This is a genomic window from Sphingomonas natans (genome assembly GCF_030546695.1).
Taxonomy (GTDB): domain Bacteria; phylum Pseudomonadota; class Alphaproteobacteria; order Sphingomonadales; family Sphingomonadaceae; genus Sphingomonas_I; species Sphingomonas_I natans.
Genome location: NZ_JAUOTP010000004.1, coordinates 121,271 through 137,800 on the forward strand (window position 1 = coordinate 121,271; position 16,530 = coordinate 137,800).

Sequence of the window (16,530 nt, forward strand, 5' to 3'; positions counted from 1 at the left end):
ACGCATGGATTTCCCCGACAGCGACCAGCCGGTCGAGACGATGTGGACCGGCAAGTTCATCGTCGCGAAACGACAGGGCCGTTGGGAATATGTCGGCCGCGCGCGCGGCATTCATGCCGCGGTGATCCTCGCGATCGATGAAGGTGCGGACGGGCGCCACGTTCTGCTCGTCGATCAGCCGCGCGTGCCGCTCGGCGCGCGCTGCATAGAGCTTCCCGCAGGCCTCGTCGGAGACGAGACCGCGGGCGAGGCGATCGACGTCGCCGCCGCGCGCGAGCTGGAGGAAGAGACCGGCTATCGCGCCGCGCGGATCGAGATCATCGGGCGCTTCGCCTCCTCGCCCGGCATGGTCTCCGAGACCTTCACGTTGGTCCGCGCGCACGGTCTGGAGAAGATCGGCCCCGGCGGCGGCGTCGATGGCGAGGATATCGTCGTCCACCGCGTGCCGATCGCCGGCATCGCAGACTTCCTCGCCGCCAAACGTACCGAAGGCTATTATATGGACGTGAAGCTGCTCGCCCTGCTCGGCCCCGGCCTGCTCGGCTAGCGCTTGAGCGCCCGCTCCGCCTCGTGCGCGAGCAGGGTCAGCTCGATCAGGTTTTCCGGCTCGTCACGCGGCTTGGTATCGACGATGCACAGCGCACCGAGCGCATAGCCCATCCGATCCACCAGAGGCACGCCCGCATAGAAGCGGATACCCGGATTGTCGGTCACAAGGGGATTGTCGGAGAAACGCGGATCCTTTGCCGCATCGGTCACGACCATTGGTTCGCCGGGCCGGTGGATCGCATGTGCGCAGAAGGATTGGCTACGCGGCGTCTCGTCCGTGCCGAAGCCCTGCCCCGCAGCGAACCATTGCCGCTGCTGATCGATGATCGAAATGGCCGCGATCGGCGCCTTGAAGATCTTGGCAGCGCGCTCGACGATCCGCTGCAGATCGCTTGCCGCCCAGCCACGCAGCAAGCCGCTGCTATCGACAGCGCGCTGGCGTTCGGCCTCGAAGGCGGGGGGCGATAAGGGCTCGCGATTCGCGGCAGCAGCCATCCCGGATTGCTAGCACAGGGTTTTCGCGCATTGTAAGACCAAATGCTCTTATTTCGAGATGGAACCAGATTTACATCTTGTTAGCACAGTAAAAAGGCCACTGTTTTTCAAGATATCCTGCGGTTCGTCAGACCTGTTCTCGCACGCGTTCATGATGGCGGATGACTTCGTCGATAATGAAACGAAGGAATTTCTCCGAAAAATCGGGATCCAGCTGTGCTGATTTGGCGAGCGTGCGCAGCCGTTCGATCTGCTCGGCCTCGCGCGACGGATCGGCGGGCGGCAGTCCGGCCTTCGCCTTGTAATGGCCCACCGCCTGCGTCACCTTGAAACGCTCGGCGAGCAGGCAGATCAAAGCGGTGTCGATATTGTCGATGCTCTGGCGATAGGCGTCGAGCTGGGCGTCGCTCACTTTTGTCTCCTCGGTCCGCCGCCTTTTGTGATCGCGCCGCCCCGAGCGCAAGCACGCGCTGTTGCCTTTGCCGTCCCGCGGCTCCAAGGGCAGGGTCTATGGGACAGGTCACTCCCCTCCGCCGCAACCAGCCCGCGTCGCTCGATCCGATGATGAAGCTGGTCTCTGCCGACATGCACAACGTCAATTCGGTCATCTTGACGCGGATGCAGTCGGACGTGCCGCTCATCCCCGAGCTCGCCGGTCATCTGATCGCGGGCGGCGGCAAACGGATGCGGCCGATGCTGACCTTGGCCTGCGCCCGGCTGCTCGATTATCAGGGCGCGCGGCACCACAAACTGGCGGCCGCGGTCGAGTTCATCCACACCGCCACGCTCCTGCACGACGATGTCGTCGACGGATCGAACACGCGGCGCGGGCGGCGCACCGCCAATCTCATCTGGGGCAATCCGGCGAGCGTGCTCGTCGGCGATTTCCTGTTCAGCCGCGCCTTCGAGCTGATGGTCGAGGACGGATCGCTGCGCGTGCTGCGCATCCTCTCCAACGCCTCCGCCGTGATCGCCGAGGGCGAGGTCAACCAGCTCACCGCGCAGCGCCAGATCGCGACGAGCGAAGCGCGCTATCTCGACATCATCGGCGCCAAGACCGCCGCGCTCTTCGCGGCCGCCTGCCGCATCGCCGCGGTCGTCGCCGAGCGCGACGAGGCGGTCGAGGAAGCGCTCGATTCCTACGGCCGTAATCTCGGCATCGCTTTCCAGCTCGTCGACGATGCGATCGATTATGCCTCTGACGAGGCGACGATGGGCAAGGACGCGGGCGACGATTTCCGCGACGGCAAGGTCACCCTCCCCGTCATCCTCGCGCATGCGCGCGGCAGCGAGGCCGATCGCAAATTCTGGCGCGAGGCGATGGAAGGCCGGCGCACGAGCGACGCGGATCTCGCGCTGGCGATGCAGCTTCTGGAGGCGACGAATGCGATCGCCGACACGCAGGCGCGTGCCCGCCATTATGGGCAGCTTGCGATCGACTCGCTGGCCGGGCTCGGCACCGGCGCGGCGCGCGCGGCATTGATCGAGGCCGTCGAATTCGCGGTGGCGCGCGCTTACTAAGCCGTGTCGGGGGCCGTTCTCCACGAGGCAGCGGGCGAGCCGACGCTGGCCGCGCCCGTCTCGCAGGCCTGCACCGCCGCGCAATTCGCCGAGCCGGACTATGCGCGCTGGGCCGATGCGATCCGCGAGCCGGCGCGCACGCACCGCAAGCAGTGGGAATTCGTCTATATCCTGCGCGTGCTGGAAAGCCGCGGGCTGCTCCGGCCCGGCGTGCGCGCGCTCGGCTTCGGCGTCGGCTTCGATCCGCTGACGGCGGTACTCGCCGCGCACGGCGTGGAGGTGACCGCGACCGATCTCGCGCCGGAGGCGGCGGCGGCCGGCGCCTGGATCAAGACCAGCCAGCATGCGCCGGACCTGCAGGCGCTCAACGATCGCGGCATCTGCGATCCCGATCTCTTCGCCGCGAACGTCCGCCACGAACCGGTCGACATGCGCGCAATCCCCGGACATCTGCGCGATTACGACCTGGTCTTCTCGTCCTGCGCATTCGAGCATCTCGGTACGCTGAAGGCCGGCGAGGATTTCGTGATCGCGGCGCTCGATTGCCTGAAGCCAGGCGGGCTCGCGGTGCACACGACCGAGCATAACCTGAACGATACGTGGCGGACGCGGCGGCGCGGCGCGACGGTGCTGTATCGGCGGCGCGACCTCCAGCGCATCTTCGATCGCGCGGCGGCGAAGGGCTTCGGCGCGACCGTGAACTGGAGCCGCGGCGCGGGTGCGGTAGACCGGCATGTGGACCTGCCGCCTTATAGTGACGATGGTCATGTGAAGCTGCTGTTTCGGGGGTATGAGATGACGAGCTTCGGGCTGGTGCTGGGGAGATAGAGGCCCAGCCTCTCTACCGCGCCCCTTACCCCGCTCATCCTGAGAAGCCATTGAGCGAAGTCGAAATGGCGTCTCGAAGGACGCGTGCAACGTTGAGGGTCCTTCGAGACGGGCCTTCACGAAGCTCAGTCCCTCCTCAGGAAGAGCGGAGGAGAGATCGCCCCCTCTACCCCCTAGCCCCGCATCGCCGCCATGAAATGCCGCCGGCACAGGGCCACATAGCGATCATTGCCGCCGATCTCGGTCTGGTCGCCCTCGCGCACCGGGCGGCCCTCCCCGTCCACCCGCAGGTTCATCGTCGCCTTGCGGCCGCATTCGCACACCGCCTTGATCTCGCTGAGCGTGTCGGCGAGCGCGAGCAGATAGCGGCTGCCTTCGAACAGCTCGCCCTGGAAATCGGTGCGCAGGCCATACGCCAGCACGGGAATGTCCAGTTCGTCGCACAGGCCGCACAGCGCCAGCACCTGATCGCGCGTCAGGAACTGCGCCTCATCGATCAGCACGCAGGCGAGCGGCCCCGCCCGGTGGCGCGCCTCGATCGCCGCGCGCAGATCGGTGTCCGGCGCGAAGATGTCCGCCTCCGCCTCCAGCCCGATCCGCGAGGTGACGACGCCCGCGCGGTAGCGCGTGTCGATCGCGGCGGTCCACAGCATCGTCTGCATGCCGCGCTCGCGATAGTTGAAGCTCGCCTGCAGCAGGTTGGTCGATTTGCCCGCGTTCATCGACGAATAATAGAAATAGAGCTTGGCCATGCGATCAGCCGCGCGCCTTCGCGATATAGCCGTCGACGACGCGCTCGAGCAAAGTCAGCGGCGTATTGCCCGAGCCGACGACGATATCATCGAACGCGCGCAGATCGAACCGACTGCCCAGCCCCGCTTTCGCTTTCTCGCGCAGGCGGATGATCTCGTTGTGCCCCATCTTGTAGCCGCACGCCTGCGCCGGCATCGCGCAATAGCGATTGACCTCGCTGACGAGCTGCGCGCGCGACATGCCCGTATTGGCCTGGAACCAGTCAACCGCCTGCCCCGGCGTCCAGCGCTTAGCGTGGATGCCGGTATCGACGACGAGCCGGCAGGCGCGGAAGGCGATCGACTGGAGATAGCCCAGCTCGCCCAGCGGATCGCCCTCATAGACGCCCAGTTCACTCGACAGCTGCTCGGCATAGAGCGCCCAGCCTTCGGAATAGGCGTTGAAGCTCAGATAGGTGCGGATCAGCGGCAGCCGGTTGGCATATTCGCCCGCCCAGACATGACCGGGAATACCCTCGTGGAAACAGAGCGTCGGCAGCGAGAAGCGCGGCCAGATGCCTGTATCCTTCAGGTTGATATAATAATTGCCCGGCTGGCTGCCGTCGATCGAGCCTGCCGCGGCATAGCCGTTAGGCGCGCCGTCCTGGATCGAGGGGGGTACGCGCTTGATCAGGAGATTGCCCTTCACGAGCGTGCCGAAGGCGCGCGGCAGGCGGGTACGCACGTCGGCGATGCGGCCGTTGAGGAAGGCGAGCAGTTCGGCACGGCCCTTGTCGTCATTGGCGAAGAGCTGGTCGGGGCGCTTGCCGAGCGCGGTCATCCGTTCGCCGACGCTGCCCTGCGTCAGCCCCTGCTTGCGCAGGATCACGTCCATCCGCGCCTGCAATTCCTTGACCTGCGCCTGGCCGAGCGCGTGGATTTCATCGGGCGTGCGATCGTTCGTCGTCGCGAAGCGCAGCGCCCACGCATACCAGGCGGGGCCGTCCTTGAACTTCCAGACGCCGGCGTCGGACGTCGCCTTAGCGCGCGCGTCTCTCAGCACCGCGAGCTGGCCGTCGAGCGCGGGGGTCACGTGATCACGTACGATCGCCGCCGCGCGGCCCGCATAATCGCTTGTCAGCCCAGCCTTGGCGGCTCGATCGGCGAGCGAGCGGACGAGGCCCTGCTGCGCGACCGGCACGGCGCGCGCGCCGGCAATCTGGCCGATCGTGATGTCGAGCAGAAAATCGGGCAGCATGATGCCCCGCGCCGTATCCGCGGCGATGCGCACATTCTCGGCGGCAAGTTCGCCGGCATAGGCGTCGAGACGGGCGAGATAGGCGTCCGCATCGGCGGCGGTCTCGACGACGTGACGGCTGTCGAGGAAATCGGGCTGGTCGACGAACGCGCCGCACAGCTGCGAGGTGACATAAGGCGAATTGCGGAAGCTGTTCTGCCCGTTGAGCACGCCCATCTCGCCGAACGGGAAGCGCCAGCCCTGCACGGCGAGATCGAACGCGGTCTGCGCGACATCGACATCCAGCGCGGTCTTGGGCGAGAGCGCCGTGCGATCGACCGCCTTCAGCTCCGCCAGGCGGCGCGCGGCCCAGGCGGCACGGCTCTTCTCGGCGGCGATCGACTTGTCGGCCAGCTGCGACTTGAGCGCGGCACCCGCCCCCTTGTCGAGCCCGTAATAGCTCGCATTCTCCGGATAGAGCGCGAGCAGCTCCTGCGCGGTCTTCGCGAGCAACGCCTCCGCCGCCGCGTCGCCGCCCGGCGCCTGCGCCCAGGCGGACATCGCCATCAGCGCTGCGCCAGCGACGCCGGCGGCCAGAAGCTCGCGCCTCGTCAGATCGTGCATTTCGGTCTCCCTTTGGCGCGAGGCTAGCGCGTCGGACGGCGGCTGACGAGCGTCGAGCGCGGCTGGAGGCGGCGGTCACACGCCGCGGAAGTTGACAAAGTTGACACTACGTCACCCCCCATCCCGGGGTCTTCGGGGGCGATCGCCACGAAAAGTCGCGTCTCCCGGCCGGCGTGCGTCGCGGCGCGCGAGCGACCGAAGCGGTGGGATCGACGGGCAAGGGGGCATGGCGTCCGACTCCGAAAGGGGCAAGCGGACAGCCCAGATGTCACGGCAAATCCTACATTGCAAAGGGCTTTGCGGAGAAACGGTTGCGGACGTCTGTTCCTCCCCCGCTTCGCTGGAGAGGGACGAACTGCATTCCATCCTCCGCCAACACTGGCCTAAAGGCAGGGGGATGGCCGATCTGCCGATCCTTTCCGTGCTGCCCGACCTGCTCGCCGCGCTCGACGCGCGCGCGAACGCCGTGCTCGTCGCCCCGCCCGGCGCAGGCAAGACCACCGCGGTCGCCCCGGCTCTGCTCGATCGTCCTTGGTGCACGGGCCGCGTGCTGCTGCTCGGCCCGCGCCGCCTCGCGGTGCGCGCGGCGGCGGAGCGGATCGCCGCCAATGCCGGCGAGGCGATCGGCGGGCGGATCGGCTATGCGACGCGGCTCGACAGCAAGCAGAGCGCGGCGACGCGCGTGCTGGCGATCACGCAGGGCATCTTCGTCCAGATGATCCAGAGCGATCCCGAGCTGCGCGGCATATCGGCGGTGCTGTTCGACGAGGTGCATGAGCGCAGCCTCGACGGCGATTTCGGGCTCGCGCTGGCGCTGGACGCGCAGGAGGCGCTGCGGCCCGATCTGCGGATCGTGGCGATGTCGGCGACGCTCGACGGCGCGCGCTTCTCGCGGCTGCTGGGCGAGGCGCCGGTGATCGAGAGCGAGGGGCGCAGCTTTCCCATCGAGCATGTCCATCTCGGCCGGGGCGGCGCGCGGATCGAGGACGATATGGCGAGTGCGATCCGCCGCGCTTTGGCCGAGCGCGAGGGTGGCATCCTCGCCTTCCTGCCCGGCGTCGCCGAAATCAGGCGGACCGCCGAGCGGCTGGAAGGACTGCCCGCCGACATCGCGCTGCATCTGCTGTCGGGTAGTGCCGAGCCTGCCGCGCAGCGCGCCGCGATCCAGCCGGAGAAGGACGGTCGCCGCAAGCTCGTCCTCTCCACCGCGATCGCCGAGACGAGCCTGACGATCGACGGAGTCCGCATCGTCGTCGATTCAGGGCTCGCCCGACGCCCGCGCTACGACCGATCCGCGGGGCTGACCCGGCTCGTCACCGAGCGGGTCAGCCGCGCGGCGGCAACGCAGCGCGCGGGCCGCGCCGGTCGGCAGGGGCCGGGCATCGTCTATCGCCTGTGGGAGCAGGCCGCGCTTGCCGGCTTCCCCGCGCACGATCCGCCCGAAATGCTGGAGGCGGACCTGTCCGGGCTGCTGCTCGCCTGCGGATTGTGGGGGGTCAGCGATCCGGCGCGCCTCAAGTGGATCGATCCTCCGCCCGACGCCGCCGTCACCGAGGCGCGGGCGCGACTGGCGGGGTTCGGGCTGATCGATGCGGACGGACGGCCGACCGCGCATGGCAAGCAGGTCGCGGCGCTGCCGGTGGGCCCGCGCCTCGGGCATATGCTGGTGCGCGCCGGCGAGCAGGGCATGGCGCGGACCGCGGCCGAGGTCGCGGTGTTGCTGTCCGAACAGGGGCTGGGCGGGAGCGATCCCGATCTGGAGGTGCGCCTGCGCCGCTGGTGGAGCGAACGCGGACCGCGCGCCGATGGCGGGCGCAAGCTCGCCGAGCGGTGGGCACGTCTTGCCTCCCCTCCCTGCCCGCAGGGAGGGGATCGAGGGGTGGGTTCCTCTCGGCAGGGCGCATCACCCGCCTCCGGCCAACCCACCCCCAACCCCTCCCTTTCAGGGAGGGGGGAGGGAGACGTCGGCGCGTGCGTCGCGCTGGCTTTCCCCGATCGCATCGCGCGGCGGCGGGGTGGCGACGGGGCCGACTGGCTTTCGGCCGGCGGACGCGGGTTCCGGCTCGATACGGCCTCGTCGCTCGCGCGCGCCGAGTGGCTGGCGGTGGCCGAGACGCACGGCGCGGCGTCGGGCGCGCGGATCCTCTCCGCCGCGCCGATCGAACAGGCGGTGATCGAAGGACTGTTCGCCGAGCGGATCGTGACCAAGCGCGAGGTGCGGTTCGACAAATCGACGGGCGGGATCGTCGCGACGCGCGAGCGCAGGCTCGGCGCGGTGCGGCTGTCGGGCGGGGTCGATCCCGATCCCGATCGTGCAGAAATCGAAGCGGCGCTGATCGCAGCGGTGCGCGAATTCGGGGTCGCGCTGCTCCCCTGGGGCTCCGCCGCGAGCGCGCTGCGCCAGCGCGCCGCTTATGCCGGCGCGGCGGTGGACCTGTCCGATCAGGCGCTGCTCGCGCGGCTCGACGAATGGCTGCCGGCGCTCGTCGCGGGCCGCCGCAAGCCCGGCGACGTGGCGCCGTCGGACCTGCATCAGGCGCTAGAAAATCTGCTCGGCTGGGCGGGCAAGAGCGCGCTGGATGCCACTGCCCCCGGCCACTTCACCTCGCCGCTCGGGAACCGCCACGCGATCGATTACGCCGCCGAGGGCGGCCCGGCGGTGGAGCTGCGCGTGCAGGAAGTGTTCGGCCTCGCGCGCCATCCGATGATCGGCACCACCCCGCTGACGCTGCGTCTGACCTCGCCCGCCGGCCGGCCGATCCAGACGACGAAGGATCTGCCCGGCTTCTGGGCGGGCAGCTGGGCGGCGGTCGCCAAGGAAATGCGCGGCCGCTACCCCCGCCACCCCTGGCCCGACGATCCCGCAGGCGCCGCGCCGACTTTGCGCACGAAGCGCGCCCAGGTTCGTGACGGCGGCTCTTGACGCGGCCACGCGCCGCGATAGGGCGTCGGACATGGTCGAAGCCCGCATCCACCCGCGCGTAAAGAGCAGCATGCAGTCCGGTCGTGCCAATGAGGGCGCCTGGATCCTCGAATATGAGCCGGCCGAGGCGAAGAGCCCCGATCCGCTCACGGGCTGGGCGGGATCGGGCGATACGCGCGATCAGATACGGCTCGGCTTCCCGACGCTCGATGCGGCCAAGGCCTATGCGACGCGCAACGGACTCGCCTTCCACGTCAGCGGCGTGGCGAGCGGGCGGACGCTGAAGCTCCAGACCTATGCCGACAATTTCAAGGGCCCGGACATCGCCTGAGGCCTGACGCGGCGCCCATCGAGAGGAGCGGCCGCGCATGAAGCTGGCGATCCTGACGAGCTTCCTCCACGCCCGCAGCTTCATCTCGTCGGGATCGATCTCGGCTTTTGCGCCGACCGGCCTGCTCGCCGTGCGCGATCCGCGGCCCGATCGCCCGCGCGGCGGTTCGATCAGCGCCTTCGCCTATCGCATGCTGTTCGGCGCGATCGGCTGGCCGTGGCTGCTGCGCAGCCTGCACGGCGGCAGCCGCGCCGCTCGCGAACGGCTCGCTGCACGGCTCGGCTGGCCGCTGGATGCGCTGCCGCGGATGGGCAGCTGGAAGGCCGATGCGGGCTTCCTTCACCGGATCGTCGATGCGGTCGAGACGCTGCGGCCGGCAACCGTCGTCGAGCTCGGCGCGGGCGCCTCGACGCTCGTCTGCGCCCGCGCGCTGGCTTTGCACGGCGGCGGCCGGCTGATCAGCTACGATCAGCATGCGCCCTTCGTCGCGGCGGTGCGGACGTGGCTGTGCGAACGCGGATTGGCGGCGGACGTGCGGCACGCGCCGCTGACGCGCACCATCCCCGGATGGCCGGGCGACTGGTACGAGGCGGACGGCCTGCCGGAGACGATCGACCTGCTGCTGATCGACGGACCGCCCTGGGCGATCCACCCCTTCGTGCGCGGCGGTGCGGAGAGCCTGTTCGATCGGATCGCGCCGGGCGGGCGCATCCTGCTCGACGATGCGGCGCGGCCGGGCGAACGGATCGTCGCGCGGCGCTGGCGCCGGGCCTGGCCCGACATGCGCTTCCGCCTCGCCGGCGGCGGCAGCAAGGGCACGCTGATCGGCGAAAAGCCCGCAATAGCGCGCCCGGATCCGCCGCCTGAAACGGCCGGAGCGGAACTGATCGGCGTCACCGGGGATTGAGCCGCCACATCAGTGGAGAGTTCATCATGGCCGATACCGAAACCACGCGCACCCCAGCCGGCGGCACGACCATCATCGAGAAGAAGGGCAGCGGCGGCACGATCCTGATCGCGATCGTCCTGCTGCTCGCCGTCGTCATCGGCGGTTTCTACCTATTCTCGCGCGCAGGCTCGCAGAATGCCCGCGACAATGCGGTCACCGGCGCGGCGACCAGCGTGAGCTCGGCCGCCGACAAGGTCGGCAGCGCGGCGACCGACAGCAAGTAACCGACCGCACGCTACTACGGACGGGCGTCGCGATGCGGCGCCCGTTTTCGTGTGTGCGGGGCGCTTGCCGGGCGAGGCCGCCGATCGTATTAGGCGAGCAACACACTTTCTCCGGAGAGCCTCTTGCGCGCCACCCTGCTTGCCGCCCTCGCCTTCGCCTCGCCACTCGCCATCGCGACGGCAGCGCACGCCGCCGAGACCGGGATCGTCGCCGATGCCAGCGCGCCCAAGGGCAAGCTCCCCGATCAGGCGCGGCCGATCGCCTATCGGCTCGACCTGACGATCCTGCCCGATCAGCCCCGCTTTTCCGGCCATGCCGAGATCGACGTGACGGTGAAGGCCGAGACCAAGAGCCTCTATCTGCACGGCCGCGACCTGACGATGGCGGGCGCCCGGGCGATCGTCGGCGGCAAGACGATCCCCGCCAAATGGGCGCAGGTCGACAAGACCGGCACCGCGCGACTCGATTTCGCGGCGCCCCTGCCTGCGGGTCGCGCGACCCTCGCCTTCGATTATGACGCTGCGATCGGCGACAGCCCGTCGAGCCTCTATCGCGTCAAGGTCGGCACGGACTGGTATAGCTGGACGCAGTTCGAATCGATCGACGCGCGCGGCACCTTCCCCTCGTTCGACGAACCCGGCTTCAAGACGCCGTTCACGGTTTCGATCACGACCAAGGCCGGCGACAAGGCGGTGAGCAACGCGCCCGAGACCGACGTAACCCGCATCAAGGTCGATCCCCGATCCGCCGCCGCCCAATATGCGCGCGCGCACAAGCTGCCCGTGCCGACCGCGCTCGACGTCCACCATTTCCAGCCGACCTTGCCGCTGCCGACCTATCTCGTCGCGCTGATGGCCGGGCCGTACATTACTGCCGAGGGCAATGCCCCGCCGGTCGGCGCGCGCACCGCGCCGCTGCCGCTCCGGATCGTCGCGACCAAGGCGCAAGCGGGCAAGCTCGATTATGCGATCGCCGAGAGCCCGCGCATCGTCGAGCTGCTCGAGAAATATTTCGGCCAGCCCTTCCCCTTCCCGAAGCTCGACCAGATCGGATCGCCGGTGATGCCCGGCGCGATGGAGAATGCGGGCGCCGACATCTATGGCGACGACATCATCCTGATCGACGGCAATGCGACGACGCGCCGCAAGCAGAATTTCGGCATGATCGTCGCGCACGAGCTGTCGCATCAATGGTTCGGCGATCTCGTCACGCCGGCCTGGTGGGACGATATCTGGCTCAACGAGAGCTTCGCCAACTGGATGGGCTATCGCATCGGCAACGAGTGGCGGCCCGAGCTCAATATCGGCGTCGGCGCGATCGACGAGGCGCTGTCGGCGATGGACACCGACGCGCTGGAGGTCGGCCGGCCGATCCACCAGATCATCGCCGAGAACAGCCAGATCGACAGCGCCTTCGATTCAATCACCTATGGCAAGGGTGGCCAGGTCGTGGCGATGATCGCCTCCTATCTGGGCGACGAGGAATTTCGCGACGGCGTGCGCCTGCACCTTTCGCGGCACCGTTACGGCAATGCGACCTCGGATGAATTCTTCCAGGCTTTGGCCGATGCCGCGCACGATCCGCGCGTGCTTCCCGCGCTCAAGAGCTTCGTCGATCAGCAGGGCGTGCCCGTCGTCGATATCCGGCGAGAGGGCGGGCAATTGGTGGCGAGCCAGTCGCGCTACGCGTTCCTGGGCTCGAGCCCCAAGCCTTTGACCTGGACGATCCCGCTGTGCGTGCGCGTCGGCGAGAAGCGGACCTGCAGCCTGCTCGATAAGACCAGCATGGCGATCGGCGCGGCGGGCCCGGGCGCGATCATGCCCAATGCCGGCGGTGCGGGCTATTATCGCTTCACGCTCTCGCCAGACGATTGGAAGACGCTCATCGCCGCCGGCCCGACCTTGCCCGCGGGCGAGGCACTCGCCGCCGACGACAGCCTGTGGGCCGCGTTCCGCGCGGGCAAGGCCGATGCGGCGACGCTCATCACCGCCGCCAAGACGATGGCGACGGCCAAGGATTCGAACGTCGCGGTCGATGGCGGGCTGCGCCTGGCCGGTCTGCGCGCGACGGGGCTCATCGACGATGCCTCGCTGCCCGATTATCGCCGGCTGATCAGCACGATCTACGGCCCGATGCTCGCGCAGATCGGCTTCGATCCGGCGGCGGGCGCTCACAAGTCCGACGATCCCGACCGGCAGAAACTCCGCCAGGATCTGGTGCGGATGCTGGCTCTGACCGCGCAGGACGCAGATGTCCGGGCGAAACTGCTTGCCGCCAGCGACGCCTATTTTGCGGGCAACATGCAGGCGATCGACCAGGCGTTCCTCGCGCCGATGCTCGCCCTTACCGTCCAGAAGGGCGGATTGCCCGCGGCCAAGACGATGCTGGAGCGCGCGCTGACGAGCGAGGATGCGGTGTTCCGCCCGCGCGCGCTGAACGCGATCGCGCTGTCGGGCGATCCGGCGATCGCGCGCTGGGTGTTCGGCCTCGCCGACAAGCGGCTGCGCCCGACCGAGCGGATCAACCTGATCACTTTGCTCGCGACGACGCGCGAGACGCGCGACGTGACCGCCGAATGGCTGCTCGCCAATTACGACACGATCGCCGCGGGCAACGGCATCTTCATCACGAGCCGGCTGCCGCAGGTGCTCGGCACGCAATGTTCGGCGGAGCGCGCCGCGGACATCCAGGCCAAGCTCGGGCCGAAGGTGAAGGCGATGGGTGCAGGCGAACTCGAATTCGCGCGCACGGTCGAGGAGATCCGCCATTGCGGCGTGCTGAAGGACGCCAAGGCTGACGAGATCGCGGCGGCGCTGAAGGCAGCGGTGGCCGGTTAAGCCACGGCGTCATCCTGAACTCGTTTCAGGATCCATTACCTGCCTTCTCAACCGTCCCGCCGGCGGAGATGTCGGTCCATGGATCCTGAAACAAGTTCAGGATGACGAACCGCGTCGATCACGCCAGCGCGGCATCGCCAGGCAGTTCATAACCCCTGATCGGCTCCTGTTCGCCGCGCGAATAGGTGCCGACGAGCAGCCCCGCGCCAAGGATCCGCCCCTCGATCGCGCGCAGGAAGCCCGATCGGCCGGGATTGGCGCCGATGTCTGGCGTCTCCGACAGAGCGAAGAGCTGGAACACATAATCGTGGCTACCATGGCCGTTGGGCGGATCGGGCGGCAGCCAGCCTTCGCGCAGATAGGAATTGCGGCCGACGTCGCGTCCGTCCGCGCTGCCTGCCCCGTCCGCGACGATCGCGCCTTCGGCCAGCCGCCGTTCGTCCGGCGGCAGATCCCAGATGATCGCATGCGTCAGCGGGTGAGTCGCGGGCGCATCGGGATCCTCGACGATCAAAGCGAGACTCGCGGTGCCGGGCGGCACATCGCCCCACACCAGCGGTGGCGAGACGCCCGCGCCATCGGCGGTGAATCGCTCGGGCAGACGCGCGCCGGAGGCGAAGGCCGGGCTCGACAGATCGATCGTCGCATCCCCCAGAGCGAGGCCGGGATCGACGATGACCAGTCGGGCATGACCCGCGCGGATATTGCTCAGCAATCCGCCGATCCAGCTGGGAATATGTTCGAGCATATGCGCCTCCGTTCGATGAGCAGAACCCGCGAAGGCCTCCGGAATGTCCGCCGCCTGACGCGAAGCGCCGGCACGGTTCATCGCAGGCCCATGCTGCGACGCAGCGAGTCGCTTGAATCGTTAAGCCTCCCCGGGGTAAAAGAGAGCATGTCCCAAAATGCTCTCGTCCTCCAGGCCATCGCCCTCAAGCAGTGCGTCGAGGCCACCTATAATCGCGTGAAGGTCCGCCTCGCGCCCCATATCCTCTATACGCGCCACGACGAACTCTATGTCGATGCGGTGACGATCGAGCGCGACGGGCAGCCGCCCAAGGAAATCAAGATCGGCACGTTCAAGCTGGCCGGGCTGCAGGATCTGGCCGTCGCCAATCGTGCGTTCGTGCCGCAGACGATCTTCGATCCGGGCAGCGAGAAATATCAGGGCGTCACGCTGTTCGCGGTCGAGCGCAGCTGAGCCAGCACAACTGACGCCCGGCTTCGGCCCGGTTCAGTCGGCCTCGACGCGCCCGCGCGCGCAGCAGACCATGTTCCGCCCGCCGCGCTTGGCATCGTAGAGCGCCTCGTCCGCCCGCTGGAGCAGGCCGGTCAGCGTCTCGCCCGGCTGCCAGCCGGCGACACCCAGGCTGGCGGTGACGGTCGGCCAGTCGCCGAAGCTGTCGATCGCATCGGCCGCGATCGCGGCACGGACGCGATCCGCGATCGTCTCGGCGACGTCGAGCGAGGCGTTGGGCAGGACGATGATGAATTCCTCGCCGCCGAAGCGCCCGATCATGTCGGTCCCCCGCAGCGCCGACATCGCCGCCTGCGCGACGCGCTGCAGAACGCGATCGCCGACGACATGGCCGTACGTGTCGTTGACGCGCTTGAAATGATCGATGTCGAGGATCGCGACCGCCAGCGCCTGGCGCTTCTCGCCCGCGAGTTCGCGCGCGCGTTCCAGCACGATCAGCAATTGCCGGCGATTGGCGAGCCCGGTCAGCGAATCGGTTTCCGACGCGACCCGCGCGGCGGCGGCGGATTCCTCGGCGGCGATGCGGGCATAATCGAGCGCGCTTTCCTGTTCCGACTGGACGGTCACGTCCTGGATCATGCCGAACAGCGCGATGATCTCGCCATCCGGGCCGCGATCGATCTCGCCGCGTGACGAGACGTGGCGGACCACGCCGTCGCGGCGGCAGATGCGCGAGCGGAATTCGTAAGGCAGCCCGTCCGCCAGCGCCGTCTCGACGAGCGCCTGGATGCGCGCGCGATCGTCCTCGGCATAGACCGCCAGCGCATCGGCCAGGGTCGGCGACGGGCCGGCCGGGTCCCAGCCGTGGATGCGATACGTCTCGGCCGACCAGAACAATATCTGCTCGCCGACCGTGAGCCGCCAGTGGCCGAGCTGCGCCGCCGCCTCGGCCAGGTTCAGCAGGCGGTTATTCTCGCGCAACTCCTCCAGCAGGCGGCGCTGCGCGCCGAGCAGGGCCGCCGTCGGCAGCGAGGCGGCATAAAGGACGAACAGATAGACCTGGACGAAGAAGGCGTCCTGCAGCCGGGTCATCGCGATCGTCACGACCGGGCCGGTGCCGAGCCCGGTGGTGGTCGCGGCGATCACGGCAATCACGAGCACGCTCGCCGATGCGCCGACCGTACCGAGCCGGACAACGACCGGCATCATCACCGCGAGCGGCAGAAACAGCAGCGGATAGGTGGACTGGCCGAAAACGAGGAGCGTGACCAACGTGACCATCAGCAGCAGCGAGACGGCCTCGATCGCCCGCCTGCGCGGAACGCCGGCCATCCGCCGCCAGGGATCGCTCCGCACCACATCGGCGACGACGATGGTGATCGGCGTGATGATCAGCATGCCGAGGAAGTCGGCGAGGAACCACGAGGCGAAGAAGATCGAAGGAGAGCCCGGCGCGAACAGCGTCGCCACCGTCGCGCTGACCGCCGCGGCCGTCGCCGCGACGACGCAGAACAGGGTCAGTCCCTTGCCCGAAATATCCGAGAGGCCGGCGCGCGGAAATATCGGCCGCAGCAGACGGCGGGCGAGGATCGGCTCGATCAGATTGGCGGCCGTGAACCCCGCGCAGACCGGCCAGCTGCCGCCCGCCCAATGATTCGCGGCGAGGCTCGCGACCAGCCCTGCGACCAGGTAGCGCCGCGCGCGACGACCGCCGCGCAGGATCGCCGCGAGCAGGATCGCATTGGCGGGCCAGAGCGGCGCGAAGCCATAGGGTCCCTGGCTCAGCATCAGGCTGAAGCTGGCGGCGCAGAAATAGACGATGCCGACCAGCGTCGCCTTCGCAAACGCGCCCGCACGGTCCTCGTTCGCCAATGCGGGTGTCGCAGCCATGTCGGGCGGATAAGCGCGAAGCGTTAAGGCGTCGACAATGATCGCCGGATCGCGCGCTCCGCAATACGCGCCATCGTTCGGTCGCCGGCGACGGCCGAGGAGCCCCACTAACGGGGATCGCTGTTTTGGGCGGGCGCCATCGGGAGGCGCGATACGCCGCCGATCACCGCCGGACGAAGCTCCCGCGCGCCA

General features: G+C 68.6%; 15 protein-coding genes. 9 read left to right on the top strand and 6 right to left on the bottom strand.

Translation table 11 applies throughout. From position 1 onward, the window contains the following. The first annotated feature begins 4 nt into the window (after positions 1-4). Positions 5-547, top strand: coding sequence for an NUDIX hydrolase (locus tag Q4F19_RS10180; protein WP_303542191.1), 543 nt, complete (start codon positions 5-7; stop codon positions 545-547). Here Q4F19_RS10180 and Q4F19_RS10185 read toward each other — a convergent pair. Both Q4F19_RS10185 and Q4F19_RS10190 read right to left on the bottom strand, forming a co-directional pair. Further along, positions 544-1,044: a GAF domain-containing protein gene (locus Q4F19_RS10185; protein ID WP_303542193.1), complete on the bottom strand. Its 501-nt coding sequence runs from the start codon at positions 1,042-1,044 to the stop codon at positions 544-546. The two genes, Q4F19_RS10180 and Q4F19_RS10185, sit on opposite strands and share 4 nt — an antisense overlap. 127 nt (positions 1,045-1,171) lie before the next feature. Further along, the gene (locus Q4F19_RS10190; RefSeq protein ID WP_303542194.1) at positions 1,172-1,456 is read right to left on the bottom strand and encodes a chorismate mutase; all 285 of its coding nucleotides are present in this window, start codon (positions 1,454-1,456) and stop codon (positions 1,172-1,174) included. A gap of 98 nt (positions 1,457-1,554) precedes the next feature. Here Q4F19_RS10190 and Q4F19_RS10195 point away from each other — a divergent pair, with 98 nt between their 5' ends. Further along, positions 1,555-2,565 carry a polyprenyl synthetase family protein gene (locus Q4F19_RS10195; protein ID WP_303542196.1) on the top strand — a complete coding sequence of 337 codons (1,011 nt, stop codon included), beginning with the start codon at positions 1,555-1,557 and terminating at the stop codon, positions 2,563-2,565. A gap of 3 nt (positions 2,566-2,568) precedes the next feature. Beyond that, positions 2,569-3,393 carry a class I SAM-dependent methyltransferase gene (locus Q4F19_RS10200; RefSeq protein WP_303542198.1) on the top strand — a complete coding sequence of 275 codons (825 nt, stop codon included), beginning with the start codon at positions 2,569-2,571 and terminating at the stop codon, positions 3,391-3,393. Between the two features lie 173 nt (positions 3,394-3,566). On the opposite strand, the gene Q4F19_RS10205 is transcribed toward Q4F19_RS10200, so the two are convergent. Continuing rightward, the gene (locus tag Q4F19_RS10205; RefSeq protein WP_303542200.1) at positions 3,567-4,145 is read right to left on the bottom strand and encodes a thymidine kinase; all 579 of its coding nucleotides are present in this window, start codon (positions 4,143-4,145) and stop codon (positions 3,567-3,569) included. A 4-nt stretch (positions 4,146-4,149) separates the two neighbouring features. Then, positions 4,150-5,985 (bottom strand): DUF885 domain-containing protein, encoded by a 1,836-nt coding sequence (locus Q4F19_RS10210; protein WP_303542202.1) that lies wholly within the window; start codon positions 5,983-5,985, stop codon positions 4,150-4,152. Between the two features lie 397 nt (positions 5,986-6,382). Here Q4F19_RS10210 and hrpB point away from each other — a divergent pair, with 397 nt between their 5' ends. From hrpB to Q4F19_RS10235, 5 genes are all read left to right on the top strand, one after another. Further along, positions 6,383-8,908, top strand: coding sequence for an ATP-dependent helicase HrpB (gene hrpB / locus Q4F19_RS10215; protein WP_303542204.1), 2,526 nt, complete (start codon positions 6,383-6,385; stop codon positions 8,906-8,908). Positions 8,909-8,939: 31 nt separating this feature from the next. After that, on the top strand, positions 8,940-9,239 hold the full coding sequence (locus Q4F19_RS10220; protein WP_303542206.1) for an NADH dehydrogenase ubiquinone Fe-S protein 4: 300 nt from the start codon (positions 8,940-8,942) through the stop codon (positions 9,237-9,239). Between the two features lie 37 nt (positions 9,240-9,276). Then, positions 9,277-10,146, top strand: coding sequence for a class I SAM-dependent methyltransferase (locus Q4F19_RS10225; RefSeq protein ID WP_303542208.1), 870 nt, complete (start codon positions 9,277-9,279; stop codon positions 10,144-10,146). A 26-nt stretch (positions 10,147-10,172) separates the two neighbouring features. Continuing rightward, on the top strand, positions 10,173-10,412 hold the full coding sequence (locus Q4F19_RS10230) for a flagellar basal body-associated FliL family protein (RefSeq protein WP_303542210.1): 240 nt from the start codon (positions 10,173-10,175) through the stop codon (positions 10,410-10,412). Positions 10,413-10,535: 123 nt separating this feature from the next. Then, complete coding sequence (locus Q4F19_RS10235) at positions 10,536-13,250, top strand: M1 family metallopeptidase (protein ID WP_303542213.1); 2,715 nt, start codon at positions 10,536-10,538, stop codon at positions 13,248-13,250. A 118-nt stretch (positions 13,251-13,368) separates the two neighbouring features. Here the strand turns inward: Q4F19_RS10235 and Q4F19_RS10240 are convergent, their stop codons facing one another. Next, complete coding sequence (locus Q4F19_RS10240) at positions 13,369-13,998, bottom strand: YbhB/YbcL family Raf kinase inhibitor-like protein (RefSeq protein WP_303542215.1); 630 nt, start codon at positions 13,996-13,998, stop codon at positions 13,369-13,371. 147 nt (positions 13,999-14,145) lie between these two features. Here Q4F19_RS10240 and Q4F19_RS10245 point away from each other — a divergent pair, with 147 nt between their 5' ends. Further along, on the top strand, positions 14,146-14,451 hold the full coding sequence (locus Q4F19_RS10245; protein WP_303542217.1) for a hypothetical protein: 306 nt from the start codon (positions 14,146-14,148) through the stop codon (positions 14,449-14,451). Positions 14,452-14,484: 33 nt separating this feature from the next. Here the strand turns inward: Q4F19_RS10245 and Q4F19_RS10250 are convergent, their stop codons facing one another. Continuing rightward, on the bottom strand, positions 14,485-16,338 hold the full coding sequence (locus tag Q4F19_RS10250; protein ID WP_303542218.1) for a sensor domain-containing diguanylate cyclase: 1,854 nt from the start codon (positions 16,336-16,338) through the stop codon (positions 14,485-14,487). Between the last annotated feature and the right edge of the window lie 192 nt (positions 16,339-16,530).